We start from the raw sequence: 20,919 nt of genomic DNA, 5'->3' as shown, positions 1-20,919 counted from the left end.
TCAACTTCAGTGCCAGCAGATCCACCGCCATCGCGAGCAAGCTCGCTCCCACAGGGAATGCGGTTCGCTTAAGGCCGCCGACAAGCCCGTGGCGAGGGAGCTTGCTCCCGCTGGGTCGCGGAGCGGTGTAGTGGGCATAAAAAACGCCGCTTGGCCTTTCCAGGGCAAGCGGCGTTTTTGCTGCAACGTGAAGATTACTCTTCGATGTTGCCCATGGCGGTGGTGTTGAAGCCGCCGTCCACGTACATGATTTCACCGCTGATACCCGACGCCAGGTCCGAGCACAGGAAGGCACCGGCGTTGCCGACTTCTTCGATGGTGACGTTGCGACGCAGTGGGGTTTGCGCCTCGTTGGCGGCCAGCATCTTGCGGAAGTTCTTGATGCCGGAAGCGGCGAGGGTGCGGATCGGGCCTGCCGATACGCAGTTGACGCGGGTGCCGTCCGGGCCCAGGGAACCGGCCAGGTAACGTACGCCGGCTTCCAGGGACGCCTTGGCCATGCCCATGACGTTGTAGTTCGGCATGGTGCGCTCGGCGCCCAGGTACGACAGGGTCAGCAGGCTGCCGTTGCGGCCTTTCATCATTTCGCGACCGGCCTTGGCCAGGGCCACGAAGCTGTAGGCGCTGATGTCGTGGGCAATGCGGAAACCTTCGCGGGTGGTGGCTTCGGTGAAGTCGCCGTCCAGTTGGTCGCCCGGGGCGAAGCCCACGGAGTGCACGATGCAGTCCAGGCCGTCCCACTTCTTGCTCAGCTCTTCGAAGACCTTGGCGATTTCTTCATCGCTGGCCACGTCGCATGGGAAGCACAGCTCAGGGCTCGAGCCCCAGCCTTGTGCGAACTCTTCGACACGACCCTTGAGTTTGTCGTTCTGATAAGTGAAGGCAAGCTCAGCGCCCTCGCGATGCATGGCGGCGGCGATGCCGGATGCGATGGACAGCTTGCTGGCGACACCGACGATCAGTACGCGCTTACCGGCGAGAAAACCCATGTGTTGCTCCTCTTTTCAGGTTATTCGGCAGTTGTTGGGGCCAGGAAGGCGGCCTCCAGCAACTGCTGTGTATAGGGGTGCTGCGGCGCGGCGAATATGCTGCGGGCATCACCTTGTTCGACCACTTGGCCATGCTTGACCACCATCAGTTGGTGGCTCAGCGCTTTGACGACAGCCAGGTCATGGCTGATGAACAGGTACGTCAGGTTGTACTTGGTTTGCAACGACCGCAACAGCTCCACCACTTGGCGTTGCACGGTACGGTCCAGGGCCGACGTTGGTTCATCCAGCAGAATCAACGCCGGCTTGAGCACCAGGGCCCGGGCAATGGCGATACGCTGCCGCTGCCCACCGGAAAATTCATGGGGGTAGCGGTTCCGGGTCTCCGGGTCCAGGCCTACCTCCTTCAATGCCGCGATTATCGCTTGTTCCTGCTCGGCCGCGGTGCCGATCTTGTGAATCCGCAGGCCTTCGCCAACGATCTGGCTCACACACATCCGTGGGCTCAGGCTGCCGAACGGGTCCTGAAACACCACTTGCATCTCCCGGCGCAGCGGTCGGACCTGTTGCTGCGTCAGGCTGTCCAGCTGTTTGCCTTCGAAGCGGATCCCGCCCTGACTGCCGATCAACCGCAGGATTGCCAGCCCCAGGGTGGATTTGCCGGAACCGCTTTCGCCGACGATGCCCAGGGTCTGGCCTTGGGGCAGGCTGAAGCGGATGCCGTCCACGGCCTTGATGTAGTCTACCGTGCGTTTGAACAGGCCTTTCTTGATCGGGAACCAGACTTTCAGGTCCTCGACCTGCAACAGCGGCGGGCCGACGACGTTGGTCGCCGGGGTGCCGCTGGGTTCGGCGCCCAGCAGTTCCCGAGTGTACGGATGCTGCGGCGCGCGGAACAACTCTTCGCACGATGCCTGTTCGACGATGCAACCGCGCTGCATGACACATACGCGATGCGCAATTCTTCGCACCAGGTTCAAATCGTGGCTGATCAGCAACAGCGACATGCCCAGTCGCGCCTGCAATTCCTTGAGCAATTGAAGGATTTTCAGCTGGACGGTGACGTCCAGGGCGGTGGTCGGCTCATCGGCGATCAGCAGTTCCGGCTCGTTGGCCAGGGCCATGGCGATCATCACCCGCTGGCGCTGGCCGCCGGACAGCTCGTGGGGCAGGGCCTTGAGACGCTTGTGGGGCTCGGGGATGCCGACCAGCTCCAGCAACTCAAGCGTCCGACGGGTCGCGACCTTGCCACTCAAACCCTTATGGATGCCGAGCACCTCATTGATCTGTTTTTCAATGCAGTGCAGCGGGTTGAGGGAGGTCATCGGCTCCTGGAAGATCATCGCGATCCGGTTGCCGCGGATATGACGGATGGTTTTTTCCTTCAATCCCAGCAAATCCTGGCCGGCGTATTGGATGGTCCCGGTGGGGTGATGGGCCAGTGGGTAGGGCAGCAGGCGCAGGATCGAGTGGGCGGTGACCGATTTGCCCGAGCCGCTTTCACCCACCAGGGCCAGGGTTTCGCCGCGCTTGATGTCGAAGCTGACGCCCTCGACCACGCGCTGGCGGCGTTCGCCGACAACGAATTCCACCGCCAAGTCGCGCACTTCGATCAGATTGTCCTGGTTCATATCACTTCCTCGGATCGAAGGCATCGCGAGCGGACTCGCCGATGAACACCAGCAGGCTCAGCATCAGGGCCAGCACGGCGAACGCGCTGATGCCCAGCCACGGCGCCTGGAGGTTGGATTTGCCTTGGGCCACCAGCTCGCCCAGGGACGGGGCGCCCGGCGGCAGGCCAAAGCCGAGGAAATCCAGGGCGGTGAGGGTGCCGATGGCGCCGGTGAGGATGAACGGCATGAACGTCATGGTCGAGACCATGGCGTTGGGCAGGATGTGGCGGAACATGATCGCGCCGTTCTGCATGCCCAGCGCCCGCGCGGCGCGCACGTATTCCAGATTGCGCCCGCGCAGGAACTCGGCGCGGACCACGTCCACCAGGCTCATCCAGGAAAACAGCAGCATGATGCCCAGCAGCCACCAGAAGTTGGGCTGCACGAAGCTGGCCAGGATGATCAGCAGGTACAGCACCGGCAGCCCCGACCAGATCTCCAGGAAGCGTTGGCCGGCCAGGTCCACCCAGCCGCCATAGAAACCCTGCAGCGCACCGGCGATCACGCCGATGATCGAGCTGAGCAGCGTCAGCGTCAGGGCGAACAGCACCGAGATGCGAAAGCCGTAGATGACCCGGGCCAGGACATCGCGGCCCTGGTCGTCGGTGCCCAGCCAATTGATGGAAGAAGGCGGTGCCGGTGCCGGGACCTTCAGGTCGTAGTTGATGCTCTGGTAGCTGAACGGAATCGGTGCCCACAGCACCCAGGCGTCCTTGGCCGCCAGCAGTTCACGGATGTACGGGCTCTTGTAGTTGGCTTCCAGGGGGAATTCGCCGCCGAACGTGGTTTCCGGGTAGCGCTTGAGGGCCGGGAAGTACCAGCCGTCGTCGTAATGCACCACCAGCGGCTTGTCGTTGGCGATCAACTCGGCGCCCAGGCTCAGCCCGAACAGAATCAGGAACAGCCACAGCGACCACCAGCCACGCTTGTTGGCCTTGAACAGTTCGAAGCGACGACGATTGAGAGGGGACAGGTTCATCTCAATGCTCCCGGCTTTCGAAGTCGATGCGCGGATCGACAAAGGTGTAGGTCAAATCGCCGATCAGTTTCACCACCAGCCCCAGCAAGGTGAAGATGAACAGGGTGCCAAACACCACCGGGTAATCGCGGTTGATGGCCGCTTCGAAACTCATCAGGCCCAGGCCGTCGAGGGAGAAGATCACTTCCACCAGCAGGGAGCCGGTGAAGAAGATCCCGATGAACGCCGACGGGAAACCGGCGATCACCAGCAGCATGGCGTTGCGGAAGACATGGCCGTAGAGCACCCGATGGCGAGTCAGGCCCTTGGCCTTGGCGGTGACCACGTATTGCTTGTTGATTTCGTCGAGGAAGCTGTTCTTGGTCAGCAGGGTCATGGTGGCGAAGTTACCGATCACCAGGGCGGTCACGGGCAAGGCCAGGTGCCAGAAGTAATCGAGGATCTTGCCGCCCATGCTCAATTCGTCGAAGTTGTTGGAGGTCAATCCGCGCAACGGGAACCAGTCGAAATAGCTGCCGCCGGCAAACACCACGATCAGCAGGATGGCGAACAGGAACGACGGGATCGCGTAGCCGACGATGATTGCCGAACTGGTCCACACATCGAAATGGCTGCCGTGGCGCGTGGCCTTGGCGATCCCCAGCGGGATCGACACCAGGTACATGATCAGGGTGCTCCACAGCCCGAGGGAGATGGACACCGGCATCTTTTCCTTGATCAGGTCGATGACCTTGGCATCGCGGAAGAAACTGTCGCCGAAGTCCAGGTGGGCGTAGTTCTTGATCATGATCCACAGGCGTTCGGGGGCTGACTTGTCGAAGCCGTACATGTGCTCGATTTCCTTGACCAGCGCCGGGTCCAGGCCTTGGGCCCCGCGGTAGGAGGAACCGGCCACCGACACTTCGGCGCCGCCGCCGGCAATACGGCTGGTGGCGCCCTCGAAGCCCTCGAGCTTGGCGATCATCTGTTCCACCGGCCCGCCGGGCGCGGCCTGGATGATAACGAAATTGATCAACAGAATGCCGAACAGGGTCGGGATGATCAGCAGCAGTCGCCGAAAAATGTAAGCCAGCATTTCGTTACTCCACGCTCGCAGGGGCGGCGATTTGCTGCTCGATGACCTGCTTCTCTACTTCATCGGCCGGCTTGACCTCCGGCTTGACCCACCAGGTGGTGGTGCCGATGTCATAGGTGGGCGTGATTTTCGGATGGCCGATGTGGTTCCAGTAGGCCACGCGCCAGGTCTTGATGTGCCAGTTGGGAATCACGTAGTAGCCCCATTGCAGGACCCGATCCAATGCCCGGGCATGGGCCACCAGGCTCTTGCGCGAGTCGGCGTTGATCAGTTGCTCCACCAGTTGGTCCACGGCCGGGTCCTTCAGGCCCATGGTGTTGCGGCTGCCAGGCTTGTCGGCGGCGGCGGACATCCAGAATTCGCGCTGTTCGTTACCCGGCGAGCTGGATTGCGGGAAGCTGCCCACCACCAGGTCGAAGTCCCGGGAGCGTACGCGATTGATGTACTGGGACACGTCCACCCGGCGGATCACCAGGTCGATGCCCAGGTCGCTCAGGTTGCGTTTGAAGGGTAGCAATATCCGCTCAAACTCGGTCTGGGCCAGCAAAAACTCCAGCACCACCGGTTTGCCTTGGGCGTCGACCATCTTGTCGTCGACGATGCGCCAGCCGGCTTCTTGCAGCAGTTGATAGGCCTTGCGCTGCTGGTCGCGAATCATGCCGCTGCCGTCGCACACCGAAGGTTGGAAGGCTTCGCTGAAGACCTGCTCGGGAATCTTGCCGCGCAAGGGCTCGAGAATCTTCAGTTCGTCTTCGCCGGGCAGGCCGGTGGCGGCCATTTCCGAATTCTCGAAATAGCTGCGGGTGCGGGCATAGGCACCGTTGAACAGCTGTTTGTTGGTCCACTCGAAATCCAGCAGCAGGCTCAAGGCCTTGCGCACCCGAACATCCTGGAAGACCGGCCGGCGCAGGTTGTAGACAAAGCCCTGCATGCCGGTGGGGTTGCCGTTGGGGATCTGCTCCTTGATCAGCCGGCCTTCGGTCACGGCCGGGATGTTGTAGGCGTTGGCCCAGTTCTTGGCGGTCATTTCCAGCCAGTAATCGAACTGCCCGGCTTTCAATGCCTCGACCGCGACGGTGTTGTCGCGGTAGTAGTCGGTGACCAGCACGTCGAAGTTGTAGAAACCGCGATTGACCGGCAAATCCTTGCCCCAGTAGTCCTTCACCCGCTCATAGCGGATCGAGCGACCGGCCTTCACTTCGGCGACTTTGTAGGGGCCGCTGCCCAGGGGGATCTCCAAGTTACCCTTGTTGAAGTCGCGCTCGGCCCACCAGTGCTTTGGCAAGACCGGCAATTGGCCGAGGATCAACGGCAGTTCGCGGTTATTGGTGTGCTTGAACTTGAACAGCACCTTGAGCGGGTCTTCGGCGATGACGTCGGCAACGTCGTTGTAATAGCCGCGGAACATCGGTGCGCCGTCCTTGGTCAGGGTCTGGAAGCTGAAGACCACGTCTTCGGCGCGTACCGGATGGCCGTCGTTGAAACGGGCTTCGGGGCGCAGGTAGAAACGCACCCAGCCATTGTCCGGAGCTTTCTCGATTTTTTCGGCGATCAGGCCATATTCGGTGAAAGGTTCATCCAGGCCCTGCTTGGCCAGGGTGTCGTAGATCAGGCCGATGTCATCGGCCGGCACACCTTTGCTGATGAACGGGTTGAGGCTGTCGAACCCCCCAAAGCCGCCCTGGCGGAAGATACCGCCCTTGGGCGCGTCCGGGTTGACATAGTCGAAATGCTTGAAGTTGGCCGGGTATTTCGGCGGCTCGTTGTACAAGGTCACGGCATGCTGCGGCGCAGCGCAGGCCAGTCCGGCGAATAGCAGGCAGCTGGCCTGCAGGAGCAGGGCGCGTAGAGGCTTCATTGATCTTTCTCCGAAGATTTCAGCCACCAGGAGCTCAGGCCCAGGGTGTAGGGCGGCGTGGTGACGAAGGCGAACCGGTTGCGGTACGCCAGGCGATGATAATTGAGATACCAGTTGGGAATGCAGTAATGCTGCCACAGTAGTACGCGATCCAGGGCCTTGCCGGCGGCGACCTGTTCGTCGCGGGTCTGGGCGGCGAGCAGTTTTTCCAGCAAATGGTCGACCACCGGGTTGGCGATCCCGGCGTAGTTCTTGCTGCCCTTGATCCCAACTTGGCTGGAGTGGAAGTACTGCCATTGCTCGAGGCCCGGGCTGAGGGTCTGGCCAAGGGTCAGCAGGATCATGTCGAAGTCGAACTGGTCCAGGCGCTGCTTGTATTGGGCGCGGTCCACCGTGCGCAGCCGGGCTTGGACGCCGATGCTGGCGAGGTTTTCGACGTAGGGTTGCAGGATACGCTCCAGGTTCGGGTTCACCAGCAGGATTTCGAAGCTCAGGGGCTGGTGCTCGGCATTTAGCAGGCGTTGGCCGTTGAGGTTCCAGCCGGCTTCCTTCAAGAGCCCCAATGCCTTGCGCAGGGTTTCCCGGGGAATGCCGCGCCCGTCGGTCTTGGGCAAGCTGAAGGGTTCGGTGAGCAGTTTGGGCGGCAATTGATCCCGGTACGGCTTGAGCAGCAGCCATTCATGGCCCACCGGCAGGCCGGTGGCGGAGAATTCGCTGTTGGGGTAATAGCTGAGGGTGCGCTTGTAGGCGCCGCTGAACAGGGTGCGGTTGGTCCACTCGAAATCGAACATCAGCCCCAGGGCTTCGCGCACCTTGACCTCGGCGAACGTGGCGCGCCGGGTGTTCATGAACAGGCCTTGGGTCTGGGTCGGAATCTGGTGGGGTATCTGCGCCTTGATCACATCGCCCCGGTTGACCGCCGGGAATTGATAGCCGTTGGCCCAGTTCTTGGCCTGGTGTTCGATGTAGATGTCGAACTCGCCGGCCTTGAAGGCTTCGAAGGCGACTTCGCTGTCACGGTAGAATTCCACGTCCATGCGGTCGTAGTTGTACTTGCCGCGATTGACCGGCAGGTCCTTGCCCCAGTAGTCCTTGACCCGTTCGAACACCAGTTGGCGGCCTGGCTGCACTTTGGTGATGCGATATGGCCCGCTGCCCAGGGGCGGTTCGAAGGTCGTTGCCTTGAAGTCGCGGCCTTTCCAGTAATGCTGGGGCAACACCGGCAGCTCACCCAGGCGCAGGATCAGCAAGGGATTGCCCGCGCGCTTGAAGACAAAGCGGATTTTCAGCGGGTTGAGGATGTCGACTCGCAACACTTCCTGCAGGTTGGTGCGGTATTGCGGGTGGCCGTCCTTGAGCAGCGTCCGGTAGGAGAACGCCACGTCATAGGCAGTGATGGGCACGCCATCGTGGAACCGCGCCTCGGGGCGCAGGTTGAACACCACCCAGCTGCGGTCTTCGCTGTATTCCACTGATTGGGCGATCAGGCCATAGCTCGACGTCGGTTCATCACCGGACGGTGCGTACTGGCCAGTGCCGACCATCAGCGGTTCGTTCAGCTCATTGATGCCGTACTGAAGGAAGTTCGGCGTGGAAACCGGGCTGCTGCCCTTGAAAGTGTAGGGATTGAGCGTATCGAAGGTGCCGAATGCCATGACCCGCAAGACTCCGCCCTTGGGCGCTTGCGGGTTGACCCAATCGAAGTGGGTGAACCTGGCCGGATACTTGAGCGTGCCGAACTGCGCATAGCCATGGCTTTCGCTGATGGTTGCGCTGGCGGGAGCGCTCAAGGCCAGGCTGATCAGGAGCAGGAGGAGGGGACGTATCAAGTCTGAGATTCGATCCAGGCGGCTTGGGCTTTTATGGCCTGTACAGTAACAGCTTGTATCGGCAGGAAAAAGGCGGGGTTTAGAGGGGGACAGTCGGCTAAGCGGATACCGGCCGAGCGCAGAACCTTTGGTGAGGGGATTTATCCACCTTGTGGGAGCTTGACCTGTGGGGGCAAGGCTTGCCCGCGATGAACGATGTCGCGGTTCAACTCTTAAACCGCGTGTGGCCATCGCGGGCAAGCCTTGCTCCCACAGATGAATCCCTCACCCTACAAAGCTCCCCGATCACTTTAGTGCGGGGAGTAGACCGTCAGCATCTGCCCAGGCTTGAGTGCCTTGCCCATCCGCGGGTTCCAGCGCTTGAGGTGCTGCATTTCCACGTTGAAGCGCTTGGCGACGACATACAACGAATCGCCCTGTTTGACCTTGTACTGGGTCTGCTTCTTCTGGTTCTTGCTGTTGGCGGCCACCACGGTGCTGATGCGCTTGCCGGTGCTCTTTGTGGGCTTGGTGTCCTGCATCACCAGGGTCTGGCCGACCTTGAGCTTGTGGCCGCTGAGTTTGTTCCAGCGCTGCAGGTCCTTGGTCTGGACCTTGTTGGCCTTGGCAATCTGGGCCAGGTTGTCGCCGCGCTTGACGCGGTAGGTGCGCCTGGCACCTTCCACTTCGCTGTCGTCGACGTTTTCAAAGACCGGTTTGAGCGCGCGCTGGCTGATCAGCTCTTCCGGGCGCATGGTCGACAGGCTGGCGGTCAGCAACTGGGCCTTGGACGTCGGCACCAGCAGGTGCTGGGGGCCGTCGATGGTGGTGCGCTGCTTGAAAGACGGGTTGAGCTGGAACAGCTCGTCTTCGTCGATGTTGGCCACCGCCGCGACCTTGGACAGGTCCATGCGCTGGTTGATCTCGACGACCTGGAAGTAGGGTTCGTTGGCGATCGGGTTGAGGTTCACGCCATAGGCGTCGGGCGCGAGCACCACTTGGGACAGCGCCAGCAGCTTCGGCACATAGGCCTGGGTCTCGCTGGGCAGCGGCAGGTTCCAGTAGTCGGTGGGCAGGCCCAGCTTCTCGTTGCGCTCGATGGCGCGGCTAACCGTGCCTTCACCGGCGTTGTAGGCCGCCAGTGCCAGCAACCAGTCGCCGTTGAACATGTCATGCAGGCGCGTCAGGTAGTCCATGGCGGCCGTGGTGGAGGCGGTGATATCGCGTCGCCCGTCATAAAAGCGGGTCTGGCGCAGATTGAAGTAACGCCCCGTGGACGGGATGAATTGCCACAGCCCCACCGCGTTGGCCCGGGAATAGGCCATGGGGTTGTAGGCACTCTCGATCACCGGCAGCAGCGCCAGTTCCAGCGGCATGTTGCGTTCTTCAAGACGTTCGACGATGTAATGGATGTACAGGCTGCCGCGCTCACCGGCGTTTTCCAGAAAGGACGGGTTGCTGGCGAACCACAGGCGCTGTTGTTCGATACGCGGGTTGACGCCGGCCGTTTCCTGAAGCTGGAAGCCCTGTCGCATGCGTTCCCAGACGTCCTGGGGCACTTGGGGGCTGGGTTTCTCGGTGAGCCATACCGGCTTCTGTTTGGCGCGAGCGGCGATATTCGGGGTGTGCACCGCGTCGGTCTGCGGCAGCTGGCTCGTGCTCTGGCAGCCCGCCAGGGTGGCGGACACAGCCACCGCGATGGCTTGAGCCAAGCGGGTCAATGTGTCTGACTGGACGGACCTGCATATAGATGACGACATTGGCTGGAAGTAAGTTCCGGGCAAAAATGTCGGCCGATTCTAGGAAGCGCACCCCAACAGGTCAACCTTTCAGAATTTTTGTATCAATCGATAGCTGCCTTAGAACGTATCTTTCCAAGCCCTCAAGGCCGCAAAAACCTCACTCGGCGTCTGGTTTCGCTGGCCGTTCCGTTCGTCTGCTTTTTGTTTAACGGATGTTTCAGCGGTGCGCAGGAATGGATTGGTGAGTTTTTCCAGGGCCAGGGTCGAGGGCAGTGTCATGATGCCTTCGCTGCGTTGGCGGCTGACTTTTTCCAGGCGGGCGGCAATGTCCGGATTGCCTGGCTCCACGGCGACCGCGAACTTCAGGTTGCTGAGGGTATATTCATGGGTGCAGTAGACCAGGGTATCTTCAGGCAACGCGGCGAGGCGACCCAGGGAATGGTGCATCTGCGCAGGCGTGCCTTCGAAGAGCCGGCCGCAACCGGCGGCGAACAGGGTGTCGCCGCAGAAGAGCAAGCCATGGTGGTAGTAGGCAATGTGCCCCAGCGTATGGCCCGGAACCGCGTAGACGTCGAAGTCCCAGCCGAGCACGCTGATTTGGTCGTTGTCATTCAGGGCCTGGTCCCGCGCCGGGATGTTTTCGCTGGCGGGGCCGTAAACGGTGGCGTTCGTCGCATTCTTCAGCGCCTGGACGCCGCCGACATGATCATGGTGATGGTGGGTGATCAGGATGTCGCTCAGGACCCAGTCCGGATGGGCGTCGAGCCAGGCCTGCACGGGGGCGGCATCACCCGGGTCGACCACGGCGCAGCGCTGGGTGGAGTGATCCTGTAACAACCAGATGTAGTTATCGGTGAACGCGGGCAGGGCACTGATCTGTATCATCGCGGAATTCGCCAAGCGGAAAACAAAGGCGCATCTTAGAACTTCCTGACGCGTTGGAGAATGCAATGACCGATGAAGCGTTCGCTCAGGCTGATCCTGACTGGCTGGCGTTGATCAGCGCCGCCCGTGAATGGCTGTCCGGCCCTGTCGGGCAATTTTTGCTGGAAGAAGAACGGCGCATGCTCGAAGACGAGTTGGGCCGGTTCTTTGGCGGTTACCTGGTGCACTACGGGCCTTCGGCGCAAACGCCGCCGTCGGCGCCGCAGGTCCAGCGCAACGTACGCCTGGGCGCGCCGTTGCCTGGGGTGGAAATCGTCTGCGAGGAGCAGGCCTGGCCGCTGAGCGAGCATGCCGCCGACGTGGTGGTCATGCAGCACGGCCTGGATTTCTGCCTGTCGCCCCACGGTTTGTTGCGCGAAGCCGCCAGCAGCGTGCGCCCCGGCGGGCATCTGTTGATCATCGGGATCAACCCCTGGAGCACCTGGGGATTACGGCATGTGTTTGCCCACGACGCCCTGCGACAGGCCCGCTGCATCTCGGCATCGAGGGTTGGCGACTGGCTCAACCTGCTGGGCTTCGCGCTGGAGAAACGCCGCTTCGGGTGCTATCGTCCGCCGCTTGCGTCACCCAAGTGGCAGGCTCGCCTGGCCGGCTGGGAGCGCAAGGCCGGCGACTGGCAGCTGTCCGGCGGTGGTTTCTACCTGCTGGTGGCGCGCAAGATCGCGGTCGGGCTGCGCCCAGTGCGACAGGCGCGACGCGAGCCGATGGGCAAGCTGATTCCCTTGCCGATGGCCAAGGTCAATCGCCGTCACATCGAGCCGTAACCTTTTTCTGAGGGTTCTTGTCGGCATTGGGCTGTGGATGTTGTCGGGCCCGATGGGCGGGCCTTTGCATTTTTTCTGGATAGATTGGCATGAGCGATAGCGTAGAACTCTTCACTGATGGCGCCTGCAAGGGCAACCCCGGCCCGGGTGGCTGGGGCGCGTTGCTGGTGTGCAAGGGCGTGGAGAAGGAACTCTGGGGCGGCGAAGCCAATACCACCAACAATCGCATGGAGCTGATGGGGGCCATCCGTGGCCTGGAAGAGCTCAAGCGGTCTTGCGATGTGCTGCTGGTGACCGACTCGCAGTACGTGATGAAAGGCATCAACGAGTGGATGGCCAACTGGAAGAAGCGCGGCTGGAAGACGGCGGCGAAGGAACCGGTGAAAAACGCCGACCTGTGGATGCTGCTGGATGAGCAGGTCAATCGCCACAACGTCACCTGGAAATGGGTGCGCGGCCACATCGGCCACCATGGCAACGAACGGGCCGACCAGTTGGCCAATCGTGGGGTGGATGAGGTGCGGGGCTACAAGCAGGCTTGATTCAGCCGGATGTACCTCCTGTGGCGAGGCGCTTATGTGGGAGCAAAGCTTGCTCGCGACACAGGCGCCCCGGTTTTCCTGAAAGACCGCATGATCTTCATCGCGAGCAAGCTTTGCTCCCACAGTGTTTGCTCTCGCTCATCACTTGCTTCCACGCGCCTGGCTCCCAGGTAAATCCCCTTGCCACAAGAGCGTGTTAAGATCCGCGCTTTTGCAAGACTGCCCGTTGAGAGCTGAACACTGATGGCCAACAGATCTGTAGTACTGGATACCGAAACCACCGGCATGCCGGTGACCGATGGTCACCGGATTATTGAAATCGGTTGTGTCGAGCTGATCGGCCGGCGCCTGACCGGTCGCCATTTCCACGTTTACCTGCAACCGGACCGCGAAAGTGACGAGGGCGCTATCGGCGTCCACGGCATTACCAACGAATTCCTGGTGGGCAAGCCGCGTTTTGCCGAAGTGGCCGATGAGTTCTTCGAATTCATCCAAGGCGCGCAGTTGATCATCCACAACGCGGCGTTCGACGTGGGGTTCATCAACAACGAATTCGCGTTGATGGGGCAACACGACCGGGCCGACATCACCCAGCATTGCACCATCCTCGACACCCTGATGATGGCCCGGGAACGGCATCCGGGGCAGCGCAATAGCCTCGACGCCTTGTGCAAGCGCTACGGCGTCGACAACTCCGGCCGTGAACTGCACGGCGCCTTGCTCGACTCCGAGATCCTGGCCGACGTCTACCTGACCATGACCGGCGGCCAGACCAGCCTGTCCCTGGCCGGCAACGCCTCGGACGGCAACGGTACCGGCGAAGGCTCCGGCAACCAGGCCACGGAAATCCGCCGTTTGCCCGTCGACCGCCAGCCCTCGCGGATCATCCGCGCCAGCGAAAGCGACCTGGCCGAACATGCCGCGCGTCTGGAAGCCATCGCCAAGTCCGCGGGTGCTCCGGCATTGTGGACACAACTGGCCGAGTCGCAGGCCGCTTCGCACGGATGAACCCTTCCTTGTGGGAGCGAGCTTGCTCGCGATAGCGGTGGTTCAGCTTGCATCATGATCAAATGTGCCGCCGCCATCGCGAGCAAGCTCGCTCCCACAGAGTTATCCATCGTTCATTTCTCGCCACAATCGCCACGACCTTCTAACCTGAGGTAACGGGCAGGCTACGGATCCCGCTTGATGTGTGAAGATTTGAAAGACAAGGGCAATGGATGGCACCACGCCGTTGGTTGCTTCAAGGAATGAGGACCTTCCCCAGTATGCAACCGGTCATGAATCCCAAGTACCCCGGACTGTCGGTGCGCATCGTCGATGATGGCTTTGCCGCCTATATCTGGGGCAGTGATTTCAGTTTTGAAGTCAGCGACTACGCGACGGCGCAGATCGGCCGTCCCGTCAGCCAGTGGCCGGTGACGCCCATTGTTCCCTATCGCAAGTGCTATGGCATCGACCCCGAGGAGTTCAGCAGCTTTCGCGATGCTCCGGACAGCGAGATCTTCATGGCCTATCTCGATGACCAGCCCGTAGGGCATCTGGTGGTCAGTACCAACTGGAACGGCTATGCCCACATCGACGAGTTGGCGGTGCACGCCCCGGCCCGTCGCCACGGGGTGGCCAAGGCGTTGCTCGATGTCGCCCAGTTCTGGAGCCGCAAGAAAAAGCTGCCGGGCATCATGCTTGAGACCCAGAACAACAATCTGGGCGCCTGCCGGCTCTACGAGCGTTGTGGTTACGTGCTCGGCGGTATCGATCACCTGCGCTATCGCGGCATTGACCGGCATACCGCCGAAGTCGCGCTGTTCTGGTACCGGCTGTTCGACGACCCGCTCGGTATGTCGATCAGTGGCTCAGCAACGCCTCGGCTTGTTCCGTAACCCGTTCCAGCAGCGATTGAAGGGCGGGCGAGGAGGGCGCGCCGTTGAGGCTCAAGGCATAGAGGCCAATCGCGATGGCGGGCGATACCGGGCAGACGTCCAGGCCCCCGCCCTTGGCGCCCGAGGCGGTGAAAGGGTCGACAATGGCAAGGCCTTCGCCGGCCTCGACCATGGCGCGCATCATCTGGTGGGTCTGAACGCGGATCTGGATCATGGGTGCGGGACGCAGCGCCGCCAGTTTATGCTCGAACGCAGGGCTCAGCGGGTCATGGCCATCCAGACCCACCAACGGCTGGCCCGCCAGGTCCTGAAGCGAAATGTATTTTTGCCGGGGTTGCAGCCAGCCGTGGGGCGCGAGCAATTGCAGTTTGCCTTGGGCGATCATCTGGCAATGGATGTCGGGGTGTTCGGGGTCGTGCAGGCTCAGGCCCAGGTCGCTTTCGCGCAACAGTAGGCTGTGGACGATGTCCCGGGTCGGTCGACTGAGCAGGGTGCACGGCACATCCGGATGGCGCCGACGCAAGGCGGCGATGCTCTGGGGTAGCAACTGCTGGGCCAGCGGTGGAGTGCAGATAATGCGCAAGGGCGTTGCCTGATGATGTTTCAGGCTGCTGGCCAGGCGCTGTACCGGTTCAAGGGTGTCGTACACCCGCGTGATGCCGTCGCGCAATTCAAGGGTTTCCCGGGTGGCCTGCAAGCGCCCGCGCACGCTGGCAAACAGCATGAAGCCCAACTGGGCCTCGGCATCGCGCAGGATCGCCTCGACCTCCGCCACCGGCAGTTGCAGCCATTCGGCCGCCGTGCCGAGGTGGCCGGTCTGCAGCAGCGCCTGAATCACTTCGATGTGGCGTAAACGCATGCAAGAAGTCCATGTTCGGCGGGTGAGCCATTGAGTGGCTGAATCCTAACCCAAGTCCGGGCATGACTTCTGCTCATAACCAACGGTTATGAAGCTATTTGCGTTTCAGTGGGCGTCTGAGTTGGCAGTGGCGTTTCCGGTTCGCGCGTCAATTCGATTTGAGATTGCACCAGAATAAATTTGTCGTCGTCGAGTTTGCTGACTCGATCACCGATAGCCAATTTATAGGTAGTGACAGGCTCCTTGCCGTTTCCGTCGGGCGACGGGGTCGATTCCTGGAACTCATGCACCGAATAGACGCGACCTTCGGCGTCCCGCGCATGAAATTGTCCGACAAGTACTGCTGCCATTGCTTAGAACCTCTGGAAATAAATCACTCGATTTGCGGTTCTGTAGACCTTGGTCAAGCGCGGTAAGTTTTCCTACATGAAAAAAATAGTCCAGCCGGCCGATTTTTGTCGCTCCGCTGGTCCAATTGTCACCCCGATCATCTATAACTACAGGCTCCTTTGAGCCGACAGTCGAGAAGCCTCTCATGAGTAATGTCTACAAAGTGGCCGTTTTGGTGGGCAGCCTGCGCAAGGCATCGATCAACCGCAAGGTCGCGCTGGCACTGGAGGACCTGGCGCCCGCCAACCTCAAGCTGGATATCATCGAGATCGGCGAGTTGCCGCTCTACAACGAAGACATCGATGTTTCCCCTCCGGCAGCCTACAGTACTTTCCGTCAGCAGGTGGGCGCGGCCGACGCCTTGTTGTTCGTCACGCCGGAGTACAACCGTTCGGTGCCGGCACCGTTGAAAAATGCCATTGATGTGGGCTCGCGTCCCTACGGCCAGAGTTGCCTGAGCGGCAAACCGGGTGCGGTGATCAGTGCTTCGCCGGGCGCCATTGGTGGGTTCGGTGCCAATCATCATCTGCGCCAATCGCTAGTGTTCCTTGACGTTCCCTGCATGCAGCAGCCAGAAGCCTACCTGAGCGGCGCCGCGACGGCGTTTGACGAGGCGGGCAACCTGTCGGAGTCGGTACGGCCGTTCCTGCAGAAATTCATCGACGCCTATGGCAAGTGGGTTGAGCAGCACAAGAAGGCCTGAAGGCCCTCTGGAACTTCAAACTAAGCATTTGTGGCGAGGGGATTTATCCCCGCTGGGGCGAAGCGCCCCCATTCAAATTGTCTGACACTCCAGGTGTTGGGTTTGGGGCTGCTTCGCAGCCCAGCGGGGATAAATCCCCTCGCCACACATGCATCTGCATCGGCCATTCAATCCGCGCTTTACTGGATATTCGAAACTTCCCTATATTCGCCCCTTCGCTCCACCAGCCGTCCTTCGTCATGTGCGAATCCGCGATCGCGTCGATGCCTTCAGGTTGAACGCCATGGCTGATTTTCCGCTCACACGTTGCTGCTGATTTCCTCTTTTCAATCTTTTCAAGGCTGTTGCGCATGTTGATCGCGTCGTTGATTTTCCTGCTGACCATTACGTTGGTGATCTGGCAGCCCAAGGGGTTGGGCGTTGGCTGGAGTGCGACGCTGGGCGCGCTGCTGGCTTTGTTGAGCGGGGTGGTGCAGGTCGGTGACATTGCGCTGGTCTGGCAGATCATCTGGAACGCCACCGGTACATTTGTCGCGCTGATCATCATCAGCCTGCTGTTGGACGAGGCGGGGTTCTTCGCCTGGGCGGCCCTGCATGTGGCCCGTTGGGGCAAGGGCAGCGGACGCAAGCTGTTTGCGTTCATGGTGCTGCTGGGGGCGCTGGTGTCGGCGTTGTTTGCCAATGACGGGGCGGCGTTGATCCTGACCCCCATCGTGATTTCGATGCTGCTGGCGTTGCGGTTTTCCCCGGCGGCGACCCTTGCGTTCGTGATGGGGGCCGGCTTCATTGCCGACACCGCGAGCTTGCCGCTGGTGGTGTCGAACTTGGTGAACATCGTCTCGGCGGACTTCTTCGGCATTGGTTTCAACCGCTATGCGGCGGTCATGGTGCCGGTGAACCTGGTCAGCGTGGCGGCCAGCCTGGCGATCTTGCTGTGGTTCTTTCGTCGCGACATCCCGCGGGACTATGACCCCGATCAACTGGATGACCCGGCGACGGCGATCCACGACAAGGCAACGTTTTATGCCGGTTGGGTGGTGCTGGTGATCCTGCTGCTGGGCTGCTTTGCCCTGGAGCCGCTGGGGATTCCCATCAGTGCGATTTCGGCGGTGTGTGCTGCGTTGCTGTTGGCTGTTGCGGCCTATGGTCACAAGATTTCCACCCGCAAGGCGATGAAGGAAGCGCCCTGGCAGATCGTGATTTTCTCCCTCGGTATGTACTTGGTGGTCTATGGCTTGCGCAACGCCGGGCTGACCGGTTACCTGGCCCAGTGGCTCGACGGTTTCGCCGAATATGGCGTGTGGGGTGCGGCCATGGGCACCGGTGTGCTGACGGCGCTGCTCTCGTCGGTCATGAACAATTTGCCAACGGTGCTGATCGGCGCCTTGTCCATCGACGCCAGCCAGGCTACCGGAGTGGTGAAGGAGGCGATGATCTACGCCAACGTCATCGGCAGCGACCTGGGCCCGAAAATCACCCCGATTGGCAGCCTGGCGACCTTGCTGTGGTTGCATGTGCTGGCGCGCAAGAACATCCAGATCGGCTGGGGGTACTACTTCAAGGTCGGGATCGTGCTGACGGTGCCGGTGTTGCTGGTGACGTTGGCGGCGCTGGCTTTGCGGTTGTCCTTCTAGACCGAGTTGGCTTCATCGCGAGCAAGCTCGCTCCCACAGGGTTATGTGCAGATCATCAATGCTGCAAGCAACACAAATCCACTGTGGGAGCGAGCTTGCTCGCGATGAGGCCCTGGCAGCCAGCACAAGGCTCAGCCATTACCCGGCACATTCGGCCAAAGATCCGCCACCAGGAACACCCGCTCGGCTTCTTCCCATTCGCCCTCGGCATTTTCGCTCAGGCGCACCATCAACTGTGCCGGCGCCATGGGGTCCAGGGCCATTCGCCAGGCGTCTAGTTGCGCGGTGCTCCAGGTCTGCTCGGCTGGATAATGCGCCGGGGCCAGCCAGGCGGCGCGGGGCAGGGGTTGCCAGCGGCCCGGCGGACGTTGGGTGATGAACCCCGGCCAGTCCCGTTGATGCAACCAGCGACCGCGCAAATGCCTGGGGTGGGCACCGGCCGGGGGGGCGGCCTGGCCCGGCCAGGGGTACAGCAAGTACCCGCCCAGCCAGAGTTCGGAGCGAAACAGTTCGAGGCCCGAGGGCTCGATCCCCAGTGCCGCCAGGGCCTCGCGGCTTTCAGGGCGGGCCGAGATCGGCAGTTGGTGCTCGCGCAGATGCGCCAGCTTGCGGTCGAGCCGGTCATGGCAACCCGGGCCCAGCCATTGCGCGGCGTCCAACCCGTTTCCGTGCTGGGGCCCGAGGTACAACTTGATGGCCAGTTCCAGGTGGTGGATGCCGTCGCGATCGCGCAGCAACAGGTCCAGTTCGCCCAGGGTATGGCCTTCGCGTCGGATCGGCAGGTTCGCGGCGATCAATTCGATGCCCGGGGCGTGCTGCGCGGCAAACTGCCACAGCCTTTCGTAATACAGGCCCAGGCGTCGCGTTCGTCCTTGGGACAGGCAGTGCAGCAATGGGTAGCTGTCGCGGTCCAGTTGCCGCAGCCAGTGTTCCAGTTGCCCAGGCTCCTGTACCCAATCACTGCCGGCCAGGGGGTGGCGCTGGGGCCAGGGCGTGTCGATGAGCATCGGCGGGGCGATGATCGCCCACGCGAGGTCGCGCACTTCGGGATGGTGCAGGCGTCGGGGCAGGTCCAGCAATTCAGGGAACAGGATCATCTTGCGAGCATAGCCTTTGCGCTGAAGGCTTAAAGGATTTTGTCTACGGCGCGCTTTCGCCCATAATCGTGTTTTTCGCCCGCCGCAGACCTTCGCAGGAGCCTCATGGAGCAATTTCGCAATATCGGCATCATCGGTCGCCTGGGCAGTTCGCAGGTGCTGGACACCGTTCGCCGTCTCAAACGTTTCCTCCTGGAGCGGCACCTGCATGTGATCCTCGAAGATACCATCGCCGAAGTGCTGCCGGGCCATGGCCTGCAGACGTCGTCGCGCAAGATGCTCGGCGAAGTCTGTGACATGGTCATCGTGGTCGGCGGCGACGGCAGCCTGCTGGGGGCCGCTCGGGCTCTGGCGCGGCACAATATCCCGGTGCTGGGGATCAACCGCGGCAGCCTGGGGTTCCTCACCGACATCCGCCCTGACGAGCTGGAGATCAAGGTCGCAGAGGTGCTGGACGGCCACTACCTGGTGGAGAACCGTTTCCTGCTGCAAGCCGAGGTCCGTCGTCACGCCGAAGCCATCGGCCAGGGCGATGCCCTCAATGACGTGGTGCTGCACCCCGGCAAGTCCACGCGCATGATCGAATTCGAGTTGTACATCGACGGTCAGTTTGTCTGCAGCCAGAAAGCCGACGGCCTGATCGTCGCCACCCCCACCGGTTCCACCGCCTATGCGCTGTCGGCCGGCGGGCCGATCATGCATCCCAAGCTCGACGCTATTGTGATTGTGCCCATGTACCCCCATACCTTGTCTGGGCGACCGATTGTGGTCGATGGCAACAGTGAGCTGAAAATCGTCGTGTCCAAGGATATGCAGATCTACCCGCAAGTGTCCTGTGACGGCCAGAACCATTTCACCTGCGCGCCAGGTGACACCATCACCGTCAGCAAAAAAGCGCAGAAGCTGCGCCTGATCCATCCGCTGGATCACAATTATTATGAAGTCTGCCGGACCAAGCTCGGCTGGGGCAGTCGGTTGGGGGGTGGAGGCGACTGATGCTCGATCCTGCGCGCAGTTACGATTTGATCGGTGACGTGCACGGATGCGCCCTGACCCTGGAACACCTGCTGGACCGACTCGGTTACCAAAAGCAGGGCGGGGTCTGGCGGCATCCGTCGCGCATGGCCGTGTTCCTGGGGGACATCATCGACCGTGGCCCGCGGATTCGCGAGGCGCTGCACATCGTCCACGACATGGTCGTGGCCGGCCAGGCGCTGTGCATCATGGGCAACCACGAGTTCAACGCCCTGGGCTGGAGTACACCGGCATTGCCGGGCAGCGGCCAGCGCTACGTGCGCGAACACACGCCGCGCCATGCCCGACTGCTCAACGAGACCCTGACCCAATTCGAGCAACATCCCGGTGACTGGCATGACTTTCTCAAATGGTTCTATGAGCTGCCGTTGTTTGTCGACGCCGGCCATTTCCGGGTGGTGCATGCCTGTTGGGATGCGGGCCTGATCGAACCGCTGCGCGGCCTGTTCCCGGACGGTTGCGTCGACGAGCATTTCCTCCAGGCCTCGGCGCAACCGGGCAGTTTTGCCTGCACGGTGTTCGATCGTTTGCTGCGTGGCACGGACATGCGCCTGCCCCATGGCCTGACGCTGACCGGTGGCGATGGCCTGACCCGTTCGTTTTTCCGCACCAAGTTCTGGGAAGACAACCCGCAGACCTACGGCGACATCGTGTTCCAGCCAGACGCCTTGCCGGAGCCGGTGGCCCGAACGCCGCTGTCGCCGGATGAAAAAAACAACCTGCTGCGCTATGGCGTCGATGAGCCGCTGTTGTTCGTCGGCCACTATTGGCGCAGCGGCAAACCCGCGCCGATCCGCCCGAACCTGGCCTGCCTGGATTACAGCGCGGTGCTCTACGGCAAGCTGGTCGCCTATCGCCTCGACCAGGAAACGCGCCTGGATCCGCACAAGTTCGTCTGGGTCGATGTCGAGCGGCCGGAGGTGGTGCAATGAGACTGTCTGTC

The 20,919-nt window shown here is 61.6% G+C and carries 20 protein-coding genes; 8 read left to right on the top strand and 12 right to left on the bottom strand.

Annotation, left to right across the window (positions count from 1 at the left end):
* Positions 1 to 194 precede the first annotated feature (194 nt).
* The 8 genes from fabI to gloB form a co-directional block, all read right to left on the bottom strand.
* The gene (gene fabI, locus PSH84_RS20640) at positions 195 to 989 is read right to left on the bottom strand and encodes an enoyl-ACP reductase FabI (RefSeq protein ID WP_003202751.1); all 795 of its coding nucleotides are present in this window, start codon (positions 987 to 989) and stop codon (positions 195 to 197) included.
* Between the two features lie 20 nt (positions 990 to 1,009).
* Positions 1,010 to 2,620, bottom strand: a complete 1,611-nt coding sequence (locus PSH84_RS20635) for an ABC transporter ATP-binding protein (RefSeq protein ID WP_122565625.1) — start codon at positions 2,618 to 2,620, stop codon at positions 1,010 to 1,012.
* Between the two features lies 1 nt (position 2,621).
* Positions 2,622 to 3,641, bottom strand: coding sequence for an ABC transporter permease (locus tag PSH84_RS20630; RefSeq protein ID WP_122565624.1), 1,020 nt, complete (start codon positions 3,639 to 3,641; stop codon positions 2,622 to 2,624).
* A gap of 1 nt (position 3,642) precedes the next feature.
* Positions 3,643 to 4,716 (bottom strand): microcin C ABC transporter permease YejB, encoded by a 1,074-nt coding sequence (locus tag PSH84_RS20625; protein ID WP_122565623.1) that lies wholly within the window; start codon positions 4,714 to 4,716, stop codon positions 3,643 to 3,645.
* 4 nt (positions 4,717 to 4,720) lie between these two features.
* Complete coding sequence (locus tag PSH84_RS20620) at positions 4,721 to 6,574, bottom strand: extracellular solute-binding protein (RefSeq protein ID WP_122565622.1); 1,854 nt, start codon at positions 6,572 to 6,574, stop codon at positions 4,721 to 4,723.
* Complete coding sequence (locus PSH84_RS20615; protein ID WP_439653585.1) at positions 6,571 to 8,403, bottom strand: extracellular solute-binding protein; 1,833 nt, start codon at positions 8,401 to 8,403, stop codon at positions 6,571 to 6,573. Before PSH84_RS20615 ends, PSH84_RS20620 begins: the two co-directional genes overlap by 4 nt.
* Before the next feature lie 290 nt (positions 8,404 to 8,693).
* Positions 8,694 to 10,142, bottom strand: a complete 1,449-nt coding sequence (locus PSH84_RS20610; protein WP_305481704.1) for a transglycosylase SLT domain-containing protein — start codon at positions 10,140 to 10,142, stop codon at positions 8,694 to 8,696.
* 99 nt (positions 10,143 to 10,241) lie between these two features.
* Positions 10,242 to 11,009 (bottom strand): hydroxyacylglutathione hydrolase, encoded by a 768-nt coding sequence (gene gloB / locus PSH84_RS20605; RefSeq protein WP_305467243.1) that lies wholly within the window; start codon positions 11,007 to 11,009, stop codon positions 10,242 to 10,244.
* Between the two features lie 65 nt (positions 11,010 to 11,074).
* Between gloB and PSH84_RS20600 the strand changes: the two genes are divergently transcribed.
* From PSH84_RS20600 to PSH84_RS20585, 4 genes are all read left to right on the top strand, one after another.
* Positions 11,075 to 11,833, top strand: a complete 759-nt coding sequence (locus PSH84_RS20600; protein WP_053119806.1) for a class I SAM-dependent methyltransferase — start codon at positions 11,075 to 11,077, stop codon at positions 11,831 to 11,833.
* 89 nt (positions 11,834 to 11,922) lie between these two features.
* A complete protein-coding gene (gene rnhA / locus PSH84_RS20595) occupies positions 11,923 to 12,375 on the top strand; it encodes a ribonuclease HI (protein WP_122565618.1) in 453 nt (150 codons plus the stop codon).
* A 243-nt stretch (positions 12,376 to 12,618) separates the two neighbouring features.
* Positions 12,619 to 13,383, top strand: coding sequence for a DNA polymerase III subunit epsilon (gene dnaQ / locus PSH84_RS20590; RefSeq protein WP_122565617.1), 765 nt, complete (start codon positions 12,619 to 12,621; stop codon positions 13,381 to 13,383).
* A gap of 260 nt (positions 13,384 to 13,643) precedes the next feature.
* Positions 13,644 to 14,258 (top strand): GNAT family N-acetyltransferase, encoded by a 615-nt coding sequence (locus PSH84_RS20585; protein ID WP_122565616.1) that lies wholly within the window; start codon positions 13,644 to 13,646, stop codon positions 14,256 to 14,258.
* On the opposite strand, the gene PSH84_RS20580 is transcribed toward PSH84_RS20585, so the two are convergent.
* Both PSH84_RS20580 and PSH84_RS20575 read right to left on the bottom strand, forming a co-directional pair.
* Complete coding sequence (locus PSH84_RS20580) at positions 14,224 to 15,117, bottom strand: LysR family transcriptional regulator (RefSeq protein ID WP_122565615.1); 894 nt, start codon at positions 15,115 to 15,117, stop codon at positions 14,224 to 14,226. The genes PSH84_RS20585 and PSH84_RS20580 overlap by 35 nt on opposite strands.
* 86 nt (positions 15,118 to 15,203) lie before the next feature.
* On the bottom strand, positions 15,204 to 15,467 hold the full coding sequence (locus PSH84_RS20575; protein ID WP_122565614.1) for a hypothetical protein: 264 nt from the start codon (positions 15,465 to 15,467) through the stop codon (positions 15,204 to 15,206).
* Between the two features lie 185 nt (positions 15,468 to 15,652).
* On the opposite strand from PSH84_RS20575, the gene PSH84_RS20570 reads away from it, so the two are divergent.
* Positions 15,653 to 16,210 carry an NADPH-dependent FMN reductase gene (locus PSH84_RS20570; protein ID WP_305467241.1) on the top strand — a complete coding sequence of 186 codons (558 nt, stop codon included), beginning with the start codon at positions 15,653 to 15,655 and terminating at the stop codon, positions 16,208 to 16,210.
* Between the two features lie 43 nt (positions 16,211 to 16,253).
* On the opposite strand, the gene PSH84_RS20565 is transcribed toward PSH84_RS20570, so the two are convergent.
* Positions 16,254 to 16,562 carry a hypothetical protein gene (locus PSH84_RS20565; protein WP_305467240.1) on the bottom strand — a complete coding sequence of 103 codons (309 nt, stop codon included), beginning with the start codon at positions 16,560 to 16,562 and terminating at the stop codon, positions 16,254 to 16,256.
* Here PSH84_RS20565 and PSH84_RS20560 point away from each other — a divergent pair.
* Positions 16,561 to 17,844: an arsenic transporter gene (locus PSH84_RS20560; protein ID WP_122565611.1), complete on the top strand. Its 1,284-nt coding sequence runs from the start codon at positions 16,561 to 16,563 to the stop codon at positions 17,842 to 17,844. The two genes, PSH84_RS20565 and PSH84_RS20560, sit on opposite strands and share 2 nt — an antisense overlap.
* A 131-nt stretch (positions 17,845 to 17,975) precedes the next feature.
* Here PSH84_RS20560 and PSH84_RS20555 read toward each other — a convergent pair whose 3' ends face one another.
* Complete coding sequence (locus PSH84_RS20555; protein WP_305481703.1) at positions 17,976 to 18,941, bottom strand: DUF1853 family protein; 966 nt, start codon at positions 18,939 to 18,941, stop codon at positions 17,976 to 17,978.
* Positions 18,942 to 19,046: 105 nt separating this feature from the next.
* On the opposite strand from PSH84_RS20555, the gene PSH84_RS20550 reads away from it, so the two are divergent.
* Together PSH84_RS20550 and PSH84_RS20545 are read left to right on the top strand one after the other, a co-directional pair.
* Positions 19,047 to 19,937: an NAD(+) kinase gene (locus tag PSH84_RS20550; protein ID WP_003180647.1), complete on the top strand. Its 891-nt coding sequence runs from the start codon at positions 19,047 to 19,049 to the stop codon at positions 19,935 to 19,937.
* Complete coding sequence (locus tag PSH84_RS20545) at positions 19,934 to 20,908, top strand: metallophosphoesterase (protein WP_305483186.1); 975 nt, start codon at positions 19,934 to 19,936, stop codon at positions 20,906 to 20,908. Before PSH84_RS20550 ends, PSH84_RS20545 begins: the two co-directional genes overlap by 4 nt.
* Positions 20,909 to 20,919: the final 11 nt, after the last annotated feature.

The organism is Pseudomonas beijingensis (assembly GCF_030687295.1).
GTDB lineage: Bacteria > Pseudomonadota > Gammaproteobacteria > Pseudomonadales > Pseudomonadaceae > Aquipseudomonas > Aquipseudomonas beijingensis.
Note: the sequence above shows the minus strand (reverse complement) of the source record. Positions and strands in the feature narration are given on the sequence as shown.

Coding starts and splice junctions, on each gene's coding strand:
- PSH84_RS20580 (WP_122565615.1), bottom strand. CDS start 15,117: ATGCGTTTACGCCACATCGAAGTGATTCAGGCGCTGCTGCAGACCGGC.
- PSH84_RS20610 (WP_305481704.1), bottom strand. CDS start 10,142: ATGTCGTCATCTATATGCAGGTCCGTCCAGTCAGACACATTGACCCGC.
- PSH84_RS20630 (WP_122565624.1), bottom strand. CDS start 3,641: ATGAACCTGTCCCCTCTCAATCGTCGTCGCTTCGAACTGTTCAAGGCC.
- PSH84_RS20585 (WP_122565616.1), top strand. CDS start 13,644: ATGCAACCGGTCATGAATCCCAAGTACCCCGGACTGTCGGTGCGCATC.
- rnhA (WP_122565618.1), top strand. CDS start 11,923: ATGAGCGATAGCGTAGAACTCTTCACTGATGGCGCCTGCAAGGGCAAC.
- PSH84_RS20635 (WP_122565625.1), bottom strand. CDS start 2,620: ATGAACCAGGACAATCTGATCGAAGTGCGCGACTTGGCGGTGGAATTC.
- PSH84_RS20560 (WP_122565611.1), top strand. CDS start 16,561: ATGTTGATCGCGTCGTTGATTTTCCTGCTGACCATTACGTTGGTGATC.
- PSH84_RS20625 (WP_122565623.1), bottom strand. CDS start 4,716: ATGCTGGCTTACATTTTTCGGCGACTGCTGCTGATCATCCCGACCCTG.
- PSH84_RS20555 (WP_305481703.1), bottom strand. CDS start 18,941: ATGATCCTGTTCCCTGAATTGCTGGACCTGCCCCGACGCCTGCACCAT.
- PSH84_RS20570 (WP_305467241.1), top strand. CDS start 15,653: ATGAGTAATGTCTACAAAGTGGCCGTTTTGGTGGGCAGCCTGCGCAAG.
- PSH84_RS20565 (WP_305467240.1), bottom strand. CDS start 16,562: ATGCGCAACAGCCTTGAAAAGATTGAAAAGAGGAAATCAGCAGCAACG.
- gloB (WP_305467243.1), bottom strand. CDS start 11,009: ATGATACAGATCAGTGCCCTGCCCGCGTTCACCGATAACTACATCTGG.
- fabI (WP_003202751.1), bottom strand. CDS start 989: ATGGGTTTTCTCGCCGGTAAGCGCGTACTGATCGTCGGTGTCGCCAGC.
- PSH84_RS20550 (WP_003180647.1), top strand. CDS start 19,047: ATGGAGCAATTTCGCAATATCGGCATCATCGGTCGCCTGGGCAGTTCG.
- PSH84_RS20575 (WP_122565614.1), bottom strand. CDS start 15,467: ATGGCAGCAGTACTTGTCGGACAATTTCATGCGCGGGACGCCGAAGGT.
- dnaQ (WP_122565617.1), top strand. CDS start 12,619: ATGGCCAACAGATCTGTAGTACTGGATACCGAAACCACCGGCATGCCG.
- PSH84_RS20620 (WP_122565622.1), bottom strand. CDS start 6,574: ATGAAGCCTCTACGCGCCCTGCTCCTGCAGGCCAGCTGCCTGCTATTC.
- PSH84_RS20600 (WP_053119806.1), top strand. CDS start 11,075: ATGACCGATGAAGCGTTCGCTCAGGCTGATCCTGACTGGCTGGCGTTG.